Below are 17,508 nucleotides of genomic sequence, written 5' to 3'. Positions count from 1 at the left end.
GCATGCAGTCCTGTCAGCCCCTCGCATCAGAATTGAGGAACCAGCGGATGGAATCACCAGTCAGGCGTACCCGCCCAACCGACTACCCGACACGAGCCAAGTTCTACCGCGAACAGGCCGCAACCTATCGGGCCACCGGCGATGAGCAGACGGCAAGAACCTGCGAGGACTTCGCCGAGCGGTGCGAGCAGCGCGGCCAGAGCATCACGACAGTCAACGCCGGCTCCGCCGATCCCGAATGCATCAACGAGAACAGGACCGATGATCATGGCGATACCGACCGCATTTGAGGTCGCCGGCAGCCTGCTTGACGACGTGCACACGCCGACCGCTCAACAAGCGCTCATACGAGCGAAAGCCGCGCGACTGCGGCCGCGGTGCCTGTGCCAGTCACCAGGGGTGGAAATGTACATCGCCGCAGCCGGACACGACCTCATCGTCAAACGGATGCCCGGAACAGCAGCCGAACACGACCATCGCTGCCGCTCCTGGCTGCCTCCCAGCGAACTGTCCGGGTACGGAGCCGTAGCCGAGCAATCCATCGTCGACAACCCCGTCGACGGCACAACAGCCCTGCGCCTGGGATTTTCACTGTCGAAGGCCGGAAATCGCACCGCCCCCGAACCTTCCGATTCTCCCTCAGCCACCGTGCAGAGTGACGGCAACAAGCTGTCACTGCGTGCCGTGCTGCACTACCTCTGGGACGAGGCCGAACTCACCACCTGGCACTCGGCATTCGCTGGCCACCGCTCCTGGGCTGTTGTCCACCAGCGGCTGCGGGCAGCCGTAGACGGCAAACTCGTCCGCAAAAACCCGCTCGCCACGTCCTTGTATGTGCCCGAACCATTCTCAGCCGACCGCAAGAACGACATCGAGAAACGTCGGATCAAGTCATGGGCCCCCGCGCGGCGCCAGCCAGGAAAAACCACCAAACTGCTGATCGGGGTCGGCGAAATCAAGGCAATCGAGCCGTCCGGTCATGGGTTCAAGATGCAGATCCGCCACCAGCCCGGGCACCCGTGGTTCCTCGATGAAGACCTGCACCGCAAGCTCACCAAACGGTTCGCCACCGAACTCGAACTCTGGCAGATGGCCGAAGCTGGCGACGTGCGTCTGATAGCGGTCTGCACCTTCTCAGTTTCGCGGGCCGGATATGCAAACGTCGAACAACTTTCGTTGATGACCACGGATCGCAACTGGCTACCCTTCACCGGTGACGCCGACCGAGCACTGTTGAACACCGCCATCGACGAGGAACGCTCAATCCGGAAAGTGTTGTCGTACAACGGCAGCGCGACGCCGATGGCGTCGCTCATCTTCACCGATACCACCCCGGCGATAGCCGCATTCATCGACCGCCCGGCCGGTGAACTCGACGCCGACACCTCGATCGCCGGACTGCCAGTATGGAACTGGCGTACCGACGAAGACATGCCGGATTTGCCATCACCGATGTCTTGAGCGTTTGCCTTCGCGTAGGGATCTTCGACGTTTGGCATTGGGTGGTCGTGGGTCGGAATTAGGATGGCGCGGCATGAGGGACAAGGACCCACAGAACTCGATCGATCGCTCCGCTGCGGTACCAATCATCAGCGACAGTCAAGTACACCCCAAGTCGACCTACAGATAACGCAAGAGAACCAAGAAGATCCGCAAAGCTGCGGCTCAGGATCGCGCCGCTGAGAACATGCGGATGGTCGCCGCCGCCCAGGCCGCCGGCGTAGTGCCGAAAACGGTCACCCGCGAATCCCTCGGCTGGTCATTCCCTGACCGGGCCAGAGCACGAGCCTTCGCAGCCCGGGCCGCCGCTACAGAGCGACCGAAGACTCCAGCCGAAAGTCACCCCAAGCCTCCACAGCCCGGAGCCGCCCTGCCGTCTCCGGCAGCGCTTGGACCGGAATCCGAACGGACACCCCAACAGGAGACAGTCGATACATCGACGCTGTTCGGCTTGATCGCCGAACGCGGTATTCGAATCTGCGACCAGACCGACGACGGCGCGCCTGCCCCAGATAGCCTCGTCAAGGTAATCACCAATTGCCCTGTCCGGTTTGCTGTCGAAACCCAGGCCGCGCCGTCGACGGACTGGAAAGCCAAATGTCTTAGGCCACCCTTCAACACACTCTGGCTGGAGTACACGCACCAGGAAATGCTCTGCGGCGCATTGATCACGGCCACTGATAACGGTGGCCGACGTCTCAGCATCCAGTTCGTCACCAGCAACCCCGCCGGTCGAAGAGTACCGCTATGGTGGCCTGGACCTGAAGTCGCAGAGCTGACTGTCGACGGTTTGCTTACCCATCGGCGACCTTCGACGTCCGCTCGCCCGAACAACATTAGCCAACTCCAAATCGACGCCGTTACAAGCTGTTTCGATGCGGTCTACATCCACCTCGCACTCATCAACGAAGTTCACACACGAAACCTGTGGGCCCCTCGACCGAACGCGGCATCTTCCGTACTTCCAGCCAAGTTCCATGAACTCGGAGGCCCGGTGGTCCTTATGTGGGGCGACGCGCCACCTCCCGGCCAGAGACACCATCTCGACGGTCCGCGCCACGCACCCGTTGGCCACCAGGTGCGGGGTCACCAGCGACGACTGCCCGAAGGCGGAACCACCTGGGTGCGACCGCACCGCCGAGGAGACGGGGAGCCCGAGAAGTCGCGAAACTACCACGTTAAGCAGCGCGGCAACGGGCCGCGATGATAGGCGGCGGCAAGAGATTCCGCGCTTCGCGCCGAGACCGGAAGCGCCACGAACCCCTGATGAGGCGATGAGGCAAGCGGCTATCACGGGGTTCACCGTGACGCGGCCGTGGTCTGCACGTCTGCATGCTTTAATCGCCCCATGCAGGATGAACCGTCTGTAAACCCCGGTGGTCCTGACGAGTGGTTGGCGACGATCGGCGACATTTCTGTTTCGGAGTATTGGATCTCGACACCAGCTGGGCAATTTCCGATACGTGACACCGTGTGGACAGTCACGGACATGTCCACCACCGAAGAGCACTTCCCAACCACCGCGATAGTCCTCGCGATCCTGTTTACCCTGGTCTGCCTGCTGGGCCTACTTATCTTGTTCATGATGAAGGAGGTGCGCCAGGTTGGGTTTGTTCAAGTCGCGGTCCAAGGCGACGCGTTCTGCTACACGACGAGGATTCCGGTGACACACCCTCAAGACGTCCTCGCCATCAATGATGAAGTCGAATATGCCCGCGAGTTGGTCGCTCAGCTGACCTAGTTGCACTCGCAGTGTTCCGGAATTCGCCCCTGCGCGGATGCGACAGCCTCCGCGTGCAGCTAGTCGGTGCGGATTCCTGCGCTGGCCAGGACTTCCTGGATGGCTGCGCTCATGTCGGCACCGGTGACTGTGCGCAGCATGTTTAGATCGGCCGTGACGAGGTCGATCGTGGTGTCTGAGGCGATTCTTGCTTTCATTCGGTCGACGGCCTCGGACAGGACGTTTCGTACGAAGCGTCCGTTGCCGACGATGTCGATCATTGTTTCGCTCGGATCTGTCGGGTTCTCGGTCGAGGTGGACGTCAGCCAAGTCGTGGCCTGGTTGAACGTGCCCGTCGCGTCAGGGTCGACCAGGACTCGGTAATTGTTCGCCATCACGTTGGCGATTTCGGCCAGCTCGTCGCAACTGTAGGAGCTGAACTCAAGCTGAATGGGAAACCGCCCGGGCAGACCGGGATTGGCCGTCATGAGCTGGCTCATTCCGCCGGCGTAGCCGGCCAAGGCGATCATGATGTCGTCGCGGTGGGCCTCGGCGAATTGCATGATGATATCGAGGGCTATGCGGCCGAAATCGCGTTCATTGTCAGCCTTGTACAGCGAATACGCCTCGTCGACAAACAAGACACCGCCCCGGGCACGGTTGAGGATGGCACCGGTCTTCTCTTCGGTTTCACCGATGTGGGCCCCGACCAAGTCTCGGCGTGTAACTTCAATGAACTCTTGTGTTTTCAGCTTGCCCAGCCCGAAGTAGATCTTGCCCATGATCCGGGCGATGGAGGTCTTCGCCGTTCCCGGTGGGCCGACGAGCGTCATGTGCAATGCGCTCTGCTGACCGATCCCCTCTCCACGTTCGACCATCGCTCGGTCATAGATCTGCACGTACTTCAGTTTGTTGATATGTGCTTTGACGCCCCGCAACCCGATGAACGATTCAAGTTCACGATCGGCTTGATCGAGGACCGCTTTGGCGGTTTCAGCTTCCTTGGCCCGGCGCAGGTCGTCGGTGCTCGGTCCAGATTGAGGATCCCATGGGCTGGTTCGCGCGGCGATTGCCTCAGCTGTGGTGACGACCGGCCCGTAAGTGGGGTCGGCCAGCGCTGCGCTGGCTTGTGGCATTGTCTGGCCAGAGTGGGTGGCCTTCGCGAACTCGTCTCGGGCCTCGCTGTCACGGCCCAAGGCCCGCAGCGCTAGGCCCCGGTACAGCGCCTTGTGGGCGGCACCGGTCCTGCCGAGTTGATCGGTTGGCACTCGTTCGAGGCGGCCCAGACCCGCCTCGAACTGTCCGAGACCGATGTGGGCGATGCCTGCCATCAGATCTGTCGCTGCATCGACTACCGGTAGGGGGGCTGATACCGGTCGCGTCGCCCAGTCGAGCACGTCGGTCCAGCGTTGGGTGACATAGTGCAGGGTCGCGCCCAGGCACCGCCAGATCGGAGACTGTTGCGGTTCGCGAGTGGCGTCGAAGTCTTCCAGTAGCTTCTCGGCGGTGTCGTACTCACGGTCGCTCAGCAGGGCTGCGATGTAGGCCAGGGTGATTGATGCTGGGGTGTAGGGGAATACGTCGATGAACCCAGGTGAGCTCACCGCCGCGCCCAGTGCGGTGTCCTGCAGTCCCAAGCGGCGAGTCTCGCGGTGCAAGGTGGCGCTGGCTTCGTGGGCGCGGCGCAACGTGTCGCTGGTTTGATCGCCAGAGGCGACCAGACCCAGCCATGCGTCACACATGCCCGGATCCATGCTGGACGCCCGGCGGAATCGATCACGTGCCGTGTCGAGGTCTGCCGGTTGTTCGAACAAACCAAGTGCTTCGATCCCGTCGTCGAGGAAATCGCGCGCAGAACTCATCGTCTATGACCCAATCTCTCGTGGCGGTCGGGGGCGACTGTGGGGGCGTACTGTTCCGGATTCTAGGTGTGCTGCCTCATCGGCGTGACGGTGCGAAGACCCGCCACCGACGGACCCCGCGCCGCCCGTCGGCGCCGCGGCCTGCTGCGACCCTGCGGAGCCACCAGCGGCACCTGTGCTGCGGCTGGCCATCGTTGAGGCCTGCGCCGGTGTGCGAGGGCTCGGCGCCGACGACGCGGGCCCATCGCCTCGCGCTGATCGTGACCGCGCGCTAGGCGAGTCACCCCGCACGGAATGGGTGCCTGATCCTGCGCTGGCGGGGGCCTTGTCCTTGTCGTTTTTGAGGACATGACCAGCCACGCCGGCCGCTTTGGCTGCTGCGGCGACGGGGACGGCGACCTCTGGGGCGGCGACTTTTGCCACGGTGGCCGCGGCAGTCGTTGCCGTTTCCTTGGCCGTGGATCTGTTCGCTGCTGGGGACTGCCCGCCAGCGGTTGCGACCGCACCGACGCGTGTATTGGACGGGCTGGTAGTCCGTGGTTTGAACCATTCCATGCCTGGCAGCGGCCGAGACTTGGTATCGCCGGTCGACGAGTCTTTGTCGCCAGCTTCACTGCTGCGCCCGAACCGACCTCGCAGTTTCCGGGCCCCATCTCGGTAGGACGCCGCCTCCTGGCGCACGGTGCCGGTACCGGCGTGCCAGACGCTGCGGACTTGCCGGCCGATCGTGCCGATGCCGTCGGTATGAAATTTGCGGTCGACGAAGCGGAAACCCAACCACAACGCCGCCGCAGCCACAGCCATGAGCAGCACCCGCGGTATCGCAGTGCTCGTCGATGCTCCAAAGGCATCGCCGATCAACACCCACGTCAGACCGATCGCTGACACCGCCAGATACACCTCGAACACCCCGAGCTGAACGACATGCATGAAAAGCTCAGCGCCGCAGTGCTTCGCGAAAGCCTCAGCCCGTCCGAACCCCATCATGCCGAGAAGGAACGACGGCCCTACGAGGATTCCGAAGAACAGCGCTTTGATGCCCACCACCATCACCGACAACCCGACATACCAGAAGAAGAACGCCACCACCACAGAGACTGCAACCAGTACCAGCGCGATCGTGGCATCTGTACCGCCAAGACGCTGGGCATACGCCAGTGCCTGAGGGGCACCGCAGGTACCCATTGCGTGTGCTGGCCCCGGTCCATCGACCCCCTGGGCGGCCATGATCGCCCCACTCCATGCTTGCCGGCAGCCACCGATATCGTCAACGACCATGCCGAAGTTGACCACCTGCAACGGATGACGAACCCCTGCGGTCACCACATTCGACATCAGTGCGTCCAGCTTGGCGTCCAGGGATGTGCCAGAGGCGAACGGCGCCCCGAAGGCGCCTTGGGCGATTTCTAACCCGGTGCCGCGTCCCAGCGCGAGTAGTCCATTTTCGCTGTAGAGGTCGCCCACCGGGTCAGAAAACACTGTCGCGAGCAGGACCGTGAAGACGAGTGCGGTACCCGCTACCGCCCAGCCGCGGCCGGCATTGTGGTTCAGGATGTGATATCCGGCGACGATCGCGCAGACCGTGATGGCGATGGCCCCCAGCAACATTTGCGACACCATCGTGTTGACTGAGTTATACAGCGGCAAACCTATGCTGGCGATTGCGACAAGCCATCCAGTCGACAGAGCAAATCGCAGAAACCACAGCGTGGCAGCCATGATGAAGATGAAGGCCCCGGTGAACATGCCTAGCCACCACGCGGCGGTGGCGTTGTCGACGGCTCTTTCCATGGCCGCCCCAATCCAGGGCAGCCACGAACTTGGGTCAAGCGAGACGTCGGTGCCGTTGTTGGTCGCGGCCTCACGCCACGCTACAACCGACAGGAAATAGTAGGCGATGGGAACACCGTCGGTGTCGTGCAGACCGGTCCACCCCAGCGCGGCCGCCCCGCCGGCCGCGAACGCCCTTGGTGCACATACCATTGCAGCAAGCAGCAACGTGTAATTCAGCGTCATGGCGACCAAGGCGCGGCGGATCCGGGGGTGATCGGCCAGCCAGATCGTCAACGCTCCCGAGGTCATGCGGGCACTTCCTGCGGCGGGGTGCTGTCAATATCAGCGCTGATCTGAGCGGTCGGCGCACCCAGGAAGCGGCAGCGCGCTCGACGCCCCCGCTCGTCGACGATGAAGCCCTCCCCCATCCGCGACGGGTGGACCTTGCCGAACCCTTCGTCGTCGCTGTCTTCGTCCTCGGCAGATTCGGCGGGGCTGGTGTCCTCGTAGTAGGACTGCACCACCTCCTCGTAGAGTCGCCCGTCAACGCCGGCCCACTCCAGTGTTTTGGCTGCCAGTTCCTCGTTGCGGATGGCGAACAGCCACTTTTGAGTGATGAACTTGTCCCCCATTCGCTCAAAGTCGCGGTAGTCCTGGGAGATCAACCAAATCCCGGTCGCGTGCTTGCGGCCCTGCCGAGTGATCTTGTGGGCTGTCTGCGCTCCGGCCGGATACGCCATTAACTCGGCGGCCTCCTCGAAAATCATGGTGGAGAAGCGCTCACGTCGCCGAAACTGGTGCCGCTGAACCGTTTCGATGATCAGTCCGTAGACCGCCATGCCCGCGCGAGCCCCTTTGGAGAGCTTTGCGTACAGGTGCGGGTTGAGAATGTCTCGGGCTTCGGGGAGCCCGAGCCGGTTGGTCAGCCAGACCGTGGCACGCGACTGCGACGGCGAGTAGGCCGGCAGGTTCTCGTCGAAGATCGCACGAGCGCCGGGTTGGGTTGACCAGGCTTCCAGCCGGGCCAGCAGCATGTCGTTGTTGGCGTCAGACTGGGCGCGTAGATAGCGGATCAGCGCCCGCATCGAGCCGATGCCTTCGCTCTCCCGCATATCCGGGCTGACCAGCAGCGTGAACCGGGTCTCCATATCGCTGTCCGCGGGCACACCGATCATCGGCAGAATGTGATCGGCAGCAACCGCGCCCGCCTCGCCAAACTCGAACATCCGCAGGGGATCCAGGCTGAATCGGGAGTCAGCAAGGTCGATGATGGTGGTGTCGGTGACGTTGCGAAAGGCTTGGCCCCATTCGCCGTGAGTGCCGGGGTCGAACATGTCAACGTCGCCGCCGCGCAACACAACCTCTATGGCGGAGAGTTTGGCACGGTTGGATTTCCCCGCCCCGGGGTCGCCAATGATGATCAAGCCGGTGTTGCGCTGCCGCTGGGCGCACCCTTCCGGATCGTGCAGGATCAGGCTGCGCCGCAACGTGTTCTGATTCTCGGCCAGAGGCGTGCCGCGGGAGTCGCCGACACGAGTGGAGATCAACGGCGTGAAGCGACTCCACAGATGCGCCGACGTCGGATCGCGGAACTCGTCAAGGTAGGCGTGCTTCTCGCTACCCGGGTGAAACCCCAGCCATAGGTTGGATTGCGCTCCACGCCAACGGCTTACCGCGATCTCGGCCTGATCGAGCTCGTACCGGACCTGTTTGACGGCGTCTTCGCACATCTCCAAGTTGGGAGCTCCGACAGCGATCAGCGTGGCAACGTCGAGTTCCCGTTCGCTCGGATTGGCCTTGATCTGGGCGTTGTATTCGCGGGTGTTGTCTAGCTTGATGTCGAGCTCGTCGTCCTCTTCGATCATGCGACCGCGCTGGCGCATCTGGTCCTTGATGTTCTTGGCCGACCGCGCATTGAGCGTGACGGCGTGGTCGGGGCTGCGCGTCACGAAGTGTTGGGTCCAGTCGATGCGCGCTGGTGTGTCGACATTGTCGAGCGCATACAGGAACGCAGCTTTGGTGAACCGCAGACCAGTGTCGGGGAAGTGAGTCACCGGCAACAGCGCCTGGTAACTCCACGGTCCGTCTGGGTTGCCCCGGTCATAGAGCCGCACGATCGGACGCATCGTCGGCCACCACGAGCTGCGGACTGCGTTCGCGCCTTCGTCGACGCCCGGGCGGACAAAGTCGGCGCCAGTCAATCGGTCCGGGCCCACGCCAGCCGGAGGCATCGGATCGCGATACACCCCGCGAAATACCGTCTGGCGGTGCTGCCAATGGATCTGCAGCGGGCTGGCCGGCCGAACACTGAACTGGCGGGGCAGCAAGGCCACCACCTCGGCGGCCAGGCGGGCATATGCAGCTACGGACTTGTCAGAATCCACATCACGGCCCGCCACCCAGTCCTTGGCGCGCTCGGCGGCACCGATAGTGGTCCGTCCTGCCCGGCCGCTATCGACGGGAAAGGTCAGCCAACCCCGCCGGCGTTCCTCCAAAAACACTGCCGCCTCAGGATCTGCCACCTGCGGGTTGAAGGTAGGCTCCCATTTACGGCAGTGCTCAACCCACTCGGGTTGATGGCCGTAGCCGCCGACAATGTTGCGCATCAACCGGTTTGGATCTGTGTTGTCGAGCAGGCCCGATAGTGACCAGCCCGAGGGAAGCGCTCTCGCCAAGTTGCGATACATGCGGCTGGCACGCTCATGGGTGCGAAGTGGACGCAGCACCAGCGGCAACCCGTCAATAAGATAGTCCGCGTACACCCCGCCCCGGGTGAACCTCAGATTGCCGATGACCGCCACAGGCGGATCGAAGTGGTGATCGACGCGAGGGTCACTTCGGCGGGACACGATCACTCCTATTTGTCGGGGAGTCAGCACAGACGTGTCGGGGAAACAGCGTTGCCAGTGCGAAACTGGCCCGGGCGGCCAGCGACGGCCGACGCTTGGGCAGGACCAACCGCAGAATGCACGTCACTACCACGGCCACGACGGTGCAGATGGCGAGCACAGCGAATCCGCCGTCGGGATGGGTTCGGAACCACCACAGTGCCGGGCCCATGATCAGGCCAATCGCGATCAGTTCGGTGCTGCGATACGGTCCGAAAGGCAGCCGGTTTCCTGTCGAGGACTCCCCGGCATAGATCGGGACATCGCGGATGCCCGTGAAAATTTTGGCCGGTTCACCGGTATTCACCTGCTCGTCGGTGGCCATTGATTACCGCCCGTATACCTGGTTCGGCACGACACCGCGGTCATGGAGCTCCTGGTTGGTCGACTGCTGCAGACCCGCCGCGTTGACGATGAAGACCGACAAGATGATGCCGCCCACGACACCGCCGATCGCCGATCCGATGCCCTGCTTCCAACCGTTGCGAAGACCGACCAAGATCCCCAGGCCCATCCCCGCAAAACCCGCGACGATGACCAACATCGTGAACAGTTCCTGAGACATGCCGATGATGCCTTGGGCTGCCAGAATCGTTGTGTGCGTAGCAGTTAGATCCATGAGTTGGTTTCCCTTTCACTTGATTCCCAGATCGGGGCGGCCGATGCCGAACCGATAGCTTCTAAGCTCATCGCGGTCGACCGCCGACGGGCACCGGTGGTGCATCAGGGTTGATCGCGGGCACCGGGTCGACGCCGGCTACCGACCATGCCCCGCCGGTGGCCCGCAACGTGAGTGGATAGTCCAGCGAGGTCGTCGAGTAATCCGCCGACCGGGCAGACACGGCCACCCACACCCGCAGTTGCGTTCCGTCGGAGGGAATCTCCGGCGGCTGTCGTTGGGCGCGGATCGTCGACACCGTGACGCTGGAGTACGCACGGAGCTGCCCCAGACCCGAATCGACGGTGACAAACCTCTCGATCCCCGCCGCATCGGTGAGGTAGCACGTCATGAACCCGCTGATGACCGACGCCAGCGCTGCGTTGTTGGTGATGGTGACCGGATAGTCGAGGGACACATCGACCCCCGGTGGCGGGGGGTCGCGGCGGGCGGGTTTGGCCATCGCTCGCGGTGCAGAACCCCCATACACGCTGACCGGCAACTGGTAGTAACCCCGCGTCGGCGGCGCATTCGTATAGGGCTGCTCGGTCACCGCCACAACCACGCCGTAAGTCGTCACATCCCCTGCGGATTGCCCTACCAGGGTCGCCGTTGCGGACTGGGCGGACACGATCAACGGCGGCGTCGTGGGCAACGCCATATCCGCGGCGTCTGGGAAGCAGCGGGCGACTTCGGCGGCGCGGCTGCTGCTGGCGGTCAACAGCACTGTCACACAATCAATGGCGTAGCTTTCCACCAACGCTGTCTGATTACCGACGGTGCGGGCAGTTTGAGCGACCGGTGTCGATTCAGCAGGGAACACCCACCGCCACGCGATCGACAATCCGTTCAAGGCGGCGCTGGCGACCAGAATCGCCACGACGAACTTGGCGCTGCCACGTCCCGCGGTGTTCAGGCGTTGCCGCCACGTATTTGTCAGGTGCATGTCAAACCGCCTTGTGGCCAATGATTTTGATGCTGGACACGGCGAAGGTGCCGTCCGCGGGGTCGCGAGAGGGCTCGGCGCCGGGAAGCGCCGGGGTCACCGATGCCGCTGGTGGCTGATTTCCTCCCAGAATGTCGCCGAGTATCGAAGGGCCAGAACCCGCTGGAGTCGGCTTCGGCGTATTGGTCGGCGCGATCGCCGGTGGGCGGCTCGTCTCCTGGATAATCACCGTGATCTTGGATGCCAGCACGCCAGGTCGGATCGCTTCGACGGCCTCCCCGCGTACGTTGCCGGTGTTCTGGTTTTTCACGGTGCGGTCGGTGTCGTTGAACTGCCACTGCACGCGCGTCACCACACGGTGTTGCAGCCACGGGTCAGGCTGGTCGGAACCGACATCAGTGGTCTTGAGGACCGCGCCCGGCACGATCGACACGGCGGTGATCACATACGTGCGGCCCAGATCGATCGTGAGCACCTGCCCATCCACCGAACGCACGCACACCCACGGTGTGGTGGAGTTGGGGTCACCCACTGACTGCGCTGCAGTCGACCCGGGTGGGCAGTCAGCTGAAGCCGTAAACGGCAGCGGCCCATCGGCATTCACCGGCGGGCTTGGCGGCGCCACCTCGACAATCCGAGGAGGCACAACCGCCGACGGCGGCACCGGGGCCGACTCGCCGCTCGGAGAGTTGGAGACGGTGACCACCAGCGTGATCACCGTGGCCAGGACCGCCGCAGCGGCAAACGCCGCCAGCACCCACGGTGTGAATCGTCGCGACGACTCAGCCTGGGCCGGGTTCGGGAGCTTGTCTTGCGGCGGGTCATCGTCGAGGAAGACCACCGAAGACTGCACCAACTCGTTGTCCGAGTCGTAGTTCCCGGGTCCCGCCGACTCCTCTGCCGCGTCGAGGTCGTCGGCGACCCCGCCCTGGTCCTCGTCGTCAGAGACGGTGACAGCGCCGATGTTTCTCAACCACTCGTCATTGTCGAGCCCTCGTGTCATGGCTGACGGCTCCCGGCCGCGCCCGCCGGGGTCACCCAGTCGTCATCGTTGACGGGTCCCCACGACAGATAGCTGGCTGCATGATCGGCGTTCGCCGGGCCCAGCGCGGCAGCGGTGACCGATCCGGGCGCGATGACCCGGTCGCCGGCACCGGCTTGGCGCAGGGCCGCATGGTGACGCGTCATCCGCAGCACGACGACAGCGATCACTGCAGCGATCACCAAGGGCAGCAGTTGCGCCAACACCTGGATCAGTACGGCTATCACGGCGGTCAGCCCGACCGCGACCCCCGCAGCCACCAACAGCATGATCTTCACGTCGCCGCCTTCCTAACCATCTAATACCCAACTGAGTACCCGAACCGTATCCAGTAGAGACTAAATATGTCCACACTCATGGACGACTAAGGGCGAAATATGATTCTGTTGGGCCATGGAGGTACCAACCGAGGGCATCGAACGCCTGCACCACTTCGTCACTGAGCGCCGCCGCGCACTCAACATCACTCGCGCCCAGATGTTTGCCCGCGGCGGACCCTCGCCGTCTGCAATGCAGAAAGCGATCACGGGCACCAGAGGCCTGTCTCGCACCACACTCGACCGCATCGACCGCGCACTGGGCTGGGCGCCGGGCTCTGCTCAGTCGGTCATGGAAGGTGGGACCCCTACCTCTCAAATGCCGGAGGGTTGCCCCGCCCACGACCACGTGAGCGCGGTGCTGGAAACACTGCGCGATCAACTACGCGCCGCCGAGAAGCTGATTGACGGTCTCCTGGGAGCCGGCCATGCCAGCTGAGGTGTTCGACGAAGAACGCCGCGCCTGGATCGCTGCACGTGCCGGCATCTGGATGTTCCAGAAGCGCCGAGCCGAAATCCTGGGTAAACGCATCCGCGCCCGCAGCCGGGCGAAAGTCGGCACCCGCCCCGACCAACACGACGATCAGGTCACACCACCACTGGTCGTCCGCACGTCCTCCACACCGACAGGTGCCCTCGAAACCGGCATCGCCGCCGCCGCCGCCCTCGCTGCACCGATCGGCTGGCCTTTCGGGCGCATCCTCTACACCGCGATCGTGCGGCTCATCCCCGAACGCCTCCAGTCCTACCCCATCGCCGCGCTCGCCTGGGCCGCCGTCCTCAGCGGGACGCCCATGCCCTTGTTCTACAACCCCAGCCCGACGCTGACCAGCACCCTGGTCGTCCCCTGGATCCTGGCTCAGATCCCGGCCACCTTCGCCGCCGCTGCCACCTACGGAGTGCTTGAAGGCTGGCTGGCCATCGATGGATCCAGCGACTGGTGGCCACTCACCCCAGCCCAGCACGACGTCGACGACAACCTCATCCTCGGACCCGAACCGCTATCGATGCCCACCCTGCTCGACCCCACCACACCCAAAACGCGATCCGATGACGCACCACGGATACCCCGCCGCCGCCCAGCCCCCGTCAACTGGATCCTGCTGACCATCCCCGCAGTGATCGCAGCCGCTGGCGCCCTGTGGTACTTCGCCGCCGTAACTGGCGCGCTCATGAATTACCCCACCGCCTTGCTCTCCCAATAGCACCAGAACCAAGACCGGCCAGCCCGTGCCCGGTTTCTGACACCCTTCGTCGGAGCAATCAATTAACGTACGCAAATCCACCGCGCCAATTCCGGGGGGAGTGTGCATGAGCACAACAGACAAGACCGTCGAGAAACGCGATGCTCTCAAACGCAAGCTGGCCGAAATCCGTCTACAGATCGAGATCGCCCAGCGCGCACCCGTGGATCCCCGCGTCACGACCGCCGCAATCGAGCAGGCACGGCGTGACCAGGACGCCTTGACCAGCCCGGTCCTGGAGGACTTGCGCGAAACCGCCGAGAAATTGGCCGGCGATATCGAGCACGCTTGGATCTCGCTGTGCCGGACGACTGCGATGGCCGACACCTTGGCCGCCAAAGCCCCCACCGTGACGGTGCCCACATCGCTGCCGGCCGCGATCACCGCCGCAGCCGCCCTGCACCCACAGCTCGTCGAGCAGCTCACGGCTGCCGACATAGACTCCGTCGACCTGCCGACCCTGCCTCCGCACCCGAACCTCAGCCTCGAGGACACCCATGGCACGCGGTAAATACGCCCACCGGAAAAGCAACCGCGACGCGCAATCACTGTCCGATGAGATCGATGCACTGACAACCGAAATCACCCTCGCCGAAGAACAACTCCGCCACGCACTGCAGGAAGCCAAGGCCCGCGCCGAGCTCGAAGCCACGTTGCGTTCCTGCATCGCCGAGCGCGACTCAGCTATCGCACCCGAACGACACCGGGTTACCAAAGAGATCGAGACCCTGACCGACGTTCTCAAACAGTCCCGCACCGCCGGCAAGGCCATCGGCGATGCATGGACGGCGTTCATGGACAACTACATCGACCAGACCAAGGACAACAAGAGGTCCGGAATCGAAGCCATCGAATCCATGATGACGCTCACCTCAGGCCACAGCTCCTTCCTCGACTTCACCGGCACCGCGGCCCGCAAGAAGCTCGGCACCGAAGCCTCCATCCGCATCGACCGGGCCCGCGGCGAACGAAGCGCCGACTACACCCCGCAGACCACCAAAATCTCCTTCAACGCCGCAGCGCTGGCACCGCGGTCACTGCGACCGCAATGGAACGCCTGGTTCGACGAATCCGAGCGCAGCGACACCCCAGTCGAGGCCCCCGCCGCGATCAAAGACATCCAGCGGCAGTGGTCCACCGCCTCCGTCACCACCTTGACCCCAACAACAGCACTGGCCGGCCACCCCCACCCTGTCGTGGATCCCTCTATCGACCCCGAGCACCCGATGGCCCGCATCCTCGGCCTGGACCTGTCCGGCCCACCGTCGCCTTCACCCCGCACCCAACCGCCACCGGTCGACCAGCTGCTCACCGACCGGGCCTACTACGCACTACGCGACCCGTGGGAAACCGCCGAACACCTACTGCCACTGTGGAGGTCAGGCCGCGACACGATCCGCGACACCGCTCGTCTGCCCTCCCCACTGCACCCATCACCACGGCACCCAAGCCCGGCTGACGCTGTGTCCCTACGCCACTGGTACAGCCTCGCCGCCGCCGGCGCTTGGGCCCGTGCCGACGGCACCGACTGTGCCCGCGCCTACGGACAGGCCGCGGTTGCGCTTACCGCCGCAGCCAACTTCTGGATGCCCCCAGGCCAGGTCCACGGTTACCTCGACTCCGATCCGATCACCGCCGAGGACCGCGAACATATCCGCATGGCATATCCCAATGTCCTACTCGCACTGGGCAAACCGATCTTGCTCGAACCTCAACCCGACGCTCCCACCGTTGACACAGAGCCCCTAGAACGAGCCACCCTGGACCTGCTGCACAGCCGCGAACTCACCGCAGTGCACAGCTGGCTGCTCAGCACCATGACCGAAGTCAACGCCCTCAACATCCTCGACCTCATCGCTGCCCGCGGAGCCCGCATCGAAGGGATTCTCCTGCTCGCCGACGACCAAGGCGCCACTGACGGTCACTTCGCTTGGTGCTTGGCCGTCCCCGGCCGGGCCGGCATGCTCGGGCGCTGAGTGCTGCCCGCCCACCGCGACCGCACCGCTTACGCCGACCAGATCGACGCCCTGCAGGCTGTCACAGCGTGGGCTGACTGGCACCAGCCCGCCGACCCCGCCGTCACCACATCCAGCCACCGTCGCAGCGCCGCTCTGCACCGCGCCGCCGCGGCCGGCGGCGTCCACGTTCTCAACGCTGCCCGCACCGCGGCCACCGCGGCCCGCCCACGCCCCACCGGACGCACAGTCACCGCACACATCCGGCGCGGGCACTGGCGCCGACAACCCGTCGGCGTCGGCCGCTCGCAGATCCGCATGGTCCGCGTCGCGCCAGCGGTTATCGGCGCGGGCAATTTGCCGCGAACAGCCCCCATCTACCGGCTGCCGACCAACCCCGCAACCACCTGACAACCGCTACCCGGTGGTGTCCAAGCCGATTGTCGGAGGACGGCGCTATATTGCGGCTCAACATCCGTGGCGGGGGCACGCGGTCGGGAGGGGAACGATATGGCGGCACGGTCACACCGGTGGGATGCATTCAGCATGCCGTGGATCGCGCAGGCACTCGCGGAGTCCGAACGCTGCTATCAAACGTCGATCGACGAAATCGATACCGTCCCAGACGATATGAAGAACCACCCCTCTCGGTCGTACATGACGATGTTCGCCGACAACATCGCCGACGCCCAGTTGTACTGGATGAGCCGCACCGCAGTATCGGTAGCCGCCGACCTCGCCAGCCACGCAATGCCAGAAACCACTTTCCAAGAGCTGATCGCCACATCAGACCTCCCACCGGTGGGGCTGATGCTGTGGCCCAAACCGCTCGCAACATTCAACTGGCGAAGCGTCGACATGAAAGACGCCGGCCAATCCACTGTGCCGATCACGTGGGACGGCCTGGCATGGATCTACGACCAAACTCAGATCACCAGCTACCTGCTCTCCCAGATGAACGATCCGCGCAAAAACGGACAGCTCAGCGACATGCGCCCCAAAGCATCACCTGGCAAAGCGGTGCGCTTCGACCAACACCGACTGACCACCGTGATCGACCGTGACTCGGGCCTGATCGAGCTGGTCAGCCCGCTCGACGACCCTGAACTGAAAGAATCCGGACCACCGACGCTGGGCGCCACAGTGATCTCACTGCTCGCGCTGATCGGCCAGCAACGCGTTGTCACCCAGAAACGAGTCACCACCGCGCCGGAAAAGAAATCGGTCCGCACCGCCGGCCACGAAGTCACGATGCTCGACGTCCTTCGCCCACCAGGGGTCAGCGGCGTCACCGGCAACCCCGACAACGACGACCGCGCCTACCGCAGATGGTTCGTCCGCGGCCATTACAAACACCAACCACACGGCCCACAGAACAGCCTGCGCAAACTGATCTACGTATCGCTACACACCGCCGGGCACCCCGATGCACCCGACCCGACCGGCCCACCGCCGCCACGGGTCTCAGGCATCTACGGCAAGAAATTTAGACGTCGGCAATAGACCAGGGCGAATCCCTGGTGGTCAGGGTGGCGTTGGTGGCGTTGCGGAGCCATAGACTTCGCCGCGGGTTGGCGGCAAGGTCGGCGCGAACCCGATCGAC

General features: G+C 64.0%; 17 protein-coding genes. 9 read left to right on the top strand and 8 right to left on the bottom strand.

All coding sequences use genetic code 11. The features are described from left to right. The first annotated feature begins 47 nt into the window (after nucleotides 1–47). The 3 genes from AC4ELH_RS24335 to AC4ELH_RS24325 all read left to right on the top strand — a co-directional run bounded on the left by AC4ELH_RS24335 (nucleotide 48) and on the right by AC4ELH_RS24325 (nucleotide 3,241). Nucleotides 48–290 (top strand): hypothetical protein, encoded by a 243-nt coding sequence (locus AC4ELH_RS24335; RefSeq protein ID WP_498887254.1) that lies wholly within the window; start codon nucleotides 48–50, stop codon nucleotides 288–290. After that, nucleotides 262–1,461 carry a DUF1173 family protein gene (locus AC4ELH_RS24330; RefSeq protein ID WP_498887252.1) on the top strand — a complete coding sequence of 400 codons (1,200 nt, stop codon included), beginning with the start codon at nucleotides 262–264 and terminating at the stop codon, nucleotides 1,459–1,461. The genes AC4ELH_RS24335 and AC4ELH_RS24330 overlap by 29 nt, the downstream gene beginning before the upstream one ends. Before the next feature lie 1,387 nt (nucleotides 1,462–2,848). Continuing rightward, entirely contained in the window at nucleotides 2,849–3,241 is a 393-nt protein-coding gene (locus AC4ELH_RS24325) for a hypothetical protein (RefSeq protein ID WP_498887250.1), read from the top strand. Between the two features lie 59 nt (nucleotides 3,242–3,300). Here the strand turns inward: AC4ELH_RS24325 and AC4ELH_RS24320 are convergent, their stop codons facing one another. The 8 genes from AC4ELH_RS24320 to AC4ELH_RS24285 form a co-directional block, all read right to left on the bottom strand. Beyond that, complete coding sequence (locus AC4ELH_RS24320) at nucleotides 3,301–5,082, bottom strand: AAA family ATPase (protein ID WP_498887248.1); 1,782 nt, start codon at nucleotides 5,080–5,082, stop codon at nucleotides 3,301–3,303. 3 nt (nucleotides 5,083–5,085) lie between these two features. Further along, the gene (locus AC4ELH_RS24315) at nucleotides 5,086–7,164 is read right to left on the bottom strand and encodes a hypothetical protein (RefSeq protein ID WP_498887246.1); all 2,079 of its coding nucleotides are present in this window, start codon (nucleotides 7,162–7,164) and stop codon (nucleotides 5,086–5,088) included. Then, entirely contained in the window at nucleotides 7,161–9,656 is a 2,496-nt protein-coding gene (locus AC4ELH_RS24310; RefSeq protein WP_498887244.1) for an ATP-binding protein, read from the bottom strand. The genes AC4ELH_RS24315 and AC4ELH_RS24310 overlap by 4 nt, the downstream gene beginning before the upstream one ends. 31 nt (nucleotides 9,657–9,687) lie before the next feature. Next, nucleotides 9,688–10,068, bottom strand: coding sequence for a hypothetical protein (locus AC4ELH_RS24305; protein WP_498887242.1), 381 nt, complete (start codon nucleotides 10,066–10,068; stop codon nucleotides 9,688–9,690). Nucleotides 10,069–10,071: 3 nt separating this feature from the next. Then, on the bottom strand, nucleotides 10,072–10,362 hold the full coding sequence (locus AC4ELH_RS24300; RefSeq protein ID WP_498887240.1) for a hypothetical protein: 291 nt from the start codon (nucleotides 10,360–10,362) through the stop codon (nucleotides 10,072–10,074). A 67-nt stretch (nucleotides 10,363–10,429) separates the two neighbouring features. After that, on the bottom strand, nucleotides 10,430–11,347 hold the full coding sequence (locus AC4ELH_RS24295) for a conjugal transfer protein (RefSeq protein WP_498887239.1): 918 nt from the start codon (nucleotides 11,345–11,347) through the stop codon (nucleotides 10,430–10,432). A gap of 1 nt (nucleotide 11,348) precedes the next feature. Continuing rightward, entirely contained in the window at nucleotides 11,349–12,350 is a 1,002-nt protein-coding gene (locus AC4ELH_RS24290) for a hypothetical protein (RefSeq protein ID WP_498887237.1), read from the bottom strand. Continuing rightward, nucleotides 12,347–12,667: a hypothetical protein gene (locus AC4ELH_RS24285; RefSeq protein WP_498887235.1), complete on the bottom strand. Its 321-nt coding sequence runs from the start codon at nucleotides 12,665–12,667 to the stop codon at nucleotides 12,347–12,349. Before AC4ELH_RS24285 ends, AC4ELH_RS24290 begins: the two co-directional genes overlap by 4 nt. Before the next feature lie 115 nt (nucleotides 12,668–12,782). Here AC4ELH_RS24285 and AC4ELH_RS24280 point away from each other — a divergent pair, with 115 nt between their 5' ends. The 6 genes from AC4ELH_RS24280 to AC4ELH_RS24255 all read left to right on the top strand — a co-directional run bounded on the left by AC4ELH_RS24280 (nucleotide 12,783) and on the right by AC4ELH_RS24255 (nucleotide 17,408). Beyond that, a complete protein-coding gene (locus tag AC4ELH_RS24280) occupies nucleotides 12,783–13,145 on the top strand; it encodes a helix-turn-helix domain-containing protein (protein WP_498887233.1) in 363 nt (120 codons plus the stop codon). After that, nucleotides 13,135–13,911, top strand: coding sequence for a hypothetical protein (locus AC4ELH_RS24275; RefSeq protein ID WP_498887231.1), 777 nt, complete (start codon nucleotides 13,135–13,137; stop codon nucleotides 13,909–13,911). Before AC4ELH_RS24280 ends, AC4ELH_RS24275 begins: the two co-directional genes overlap by 11 nt. A gap of 106 nt (nucleotides 13,912–14,017) precedes the next feature. Next, entirely contained in the window at nucleotides 14,018–14,461 is a 444-nt protein-coding gene (locus tag AC4ELH_RS24270) for a hypothetical protein (RefSeq protein WP_498887229.1), read from the top strand. Next, complete coding sequence (locus AC4ELH_RS24265) at nucleotides 14,448–15,926, top strand: hypothetical protein (RefSeq protein ID WP_498887227.1); 1,479 nt, start codon at nucleotides 14,448–14,450, stop codon at nucleotides 15,924–15,926. Before AC4ELH_RS24270 ends, AC4ELH_RS24265 begins: the two co-directional genes overlap by 14 nt. Next, entirely contained in the window at nucleotides 15,927–16,316 is a 390-nt protein-coding gene (locus tag AC4ELH_RS24260; protein WP_498887225.1) for an AcrVA2 family anti-CRISPR protein, read from the top strand. Nucleotides 16,317–16,415: 99 nt separating this feature from the next. Then, nucleotides 16,416–17,408: a hypothetical protein gene (locus tag AC4ELH_RS24255; RefSeq protein WP_498887223.1), complete on the top strand. Its 993-nt coding sequence runs from the start codon at nucleotides 16,416–16,418 to the stop codon at nucleotides 17,406–17,408. Nucleotides 17,409–17,508: the final 100 nt, after the last annotated feature.

It is taken from the genome of Mycobacterium shunyiense, from assembly GCF_058270075.1.
Note: the sequence above shows the minus strand (reverse complement) of the source record. Positions and strands in the feature narration are given on the sequence as shown.

Excerpts from the sequence above, each read along its gene's own strand:
- AC4ELH_RS24335 (WP_498887254.1), top strand. The coding sequence starts at position 48 with ATGGAATCACCAGTCAGGCGTACCCGCCCAACCGACTACCCGACACGA.
- AC4ELH_RS24330 (WP_498887252.1), top strand. The coding sequence starts at position 262 with ATGATCATGGCGATACCGACCGCATTTGAGGTCGCCGGCAGCCTGCTT.
- AC4ELH_RS24325 (WP_498887250.1), top strand. The coding sequence starts at position 2,849 with ATGCAGGATGAACCGTCTGTAAACCCCGGTGGTCCTGACGAGTGGTTG.
- AC4ELH_RS24320 (WP_498887248.1), bottom strand. The coding sequence starts at position 5,082 with ATGAGTTCTGCGCGCGATTTCCTCGACGACGGGATCGAAGCACTTGGT.
- AC4ELH_RS24315 (WP_498887246.1), bottom strand. The coding sequence starts at position 7,164 with ATGACCTCGGGAGCGTTGACGATCTGGCTGGCCGATCACCCCCGGATC.
- AC4ELH_RS24305 (WP_498887242.1), bottom strand. The coding sequence starts at position 10,068 with ATGGCCACCGACGAGCAGGTGAATACCGGTGAACCGGCCAAAATTTTC.
- AC4ELH_RS24300 (WP_498887240.1), bottom strand. The coding sequence starts at position 10,362 with ATGGATCTAACTGCTACGCACACAACGATTCTGGCAGCCCAAGGCATC.
- AC4ELH_RS24295 (WP_498887239.1), bottom strand. The coding sequence starts at position 11,347 with ATGCACCTGACAAATACGTGGCGGCAACGCCTGAACACCGCGGGACGT.
- AC4ELH_RS24290 (WP_498887237.1), bottom strand. The coding sequence starts at position 12,350 with ATGACACGAGGGCTCGACAATGACGAGTGGTTGAGAAACATCGGCGCT.
- AC4ELH_RS24280 (WP_498887233.1), top strand. The coding sequence starts at position 12,783 with ATGGAGGTACCAACCGAGGGCATCGAACGCCTGCACCACTTCGTCACT.
- AC4ELH_RS24275 (WP_498887231.1), top strand. The coding sequence starts at position 13,135 with ATGCCAGCTGAGGTGTTCGACGAAGAACGCCGCGCCTGGATCGCTGCA.
- AC4ELH_RS24270 (WP_498887229.1), top strand. The coding sequence starts at position 14,018 with ATGAGCACAACAGACAAGACCGTCGAGAAACGCGATGCTCTCAAACGC.
- AC4ELH_RS24265 (WP_498887227.1), top strand. The coding sequence starts at position 14,448 with ATGGCACGCGGTAAATACGCCCACCGGAAAAGCAACCGCGACGCGCAA.
- AC4ELH_RS24255 (WP_498887223.1), top strand. The coding sequence starts at position 16,416 with ATGGCGGCACGGTCACACCGGTGGGATGCATTCAGCATGCCGTGGATC.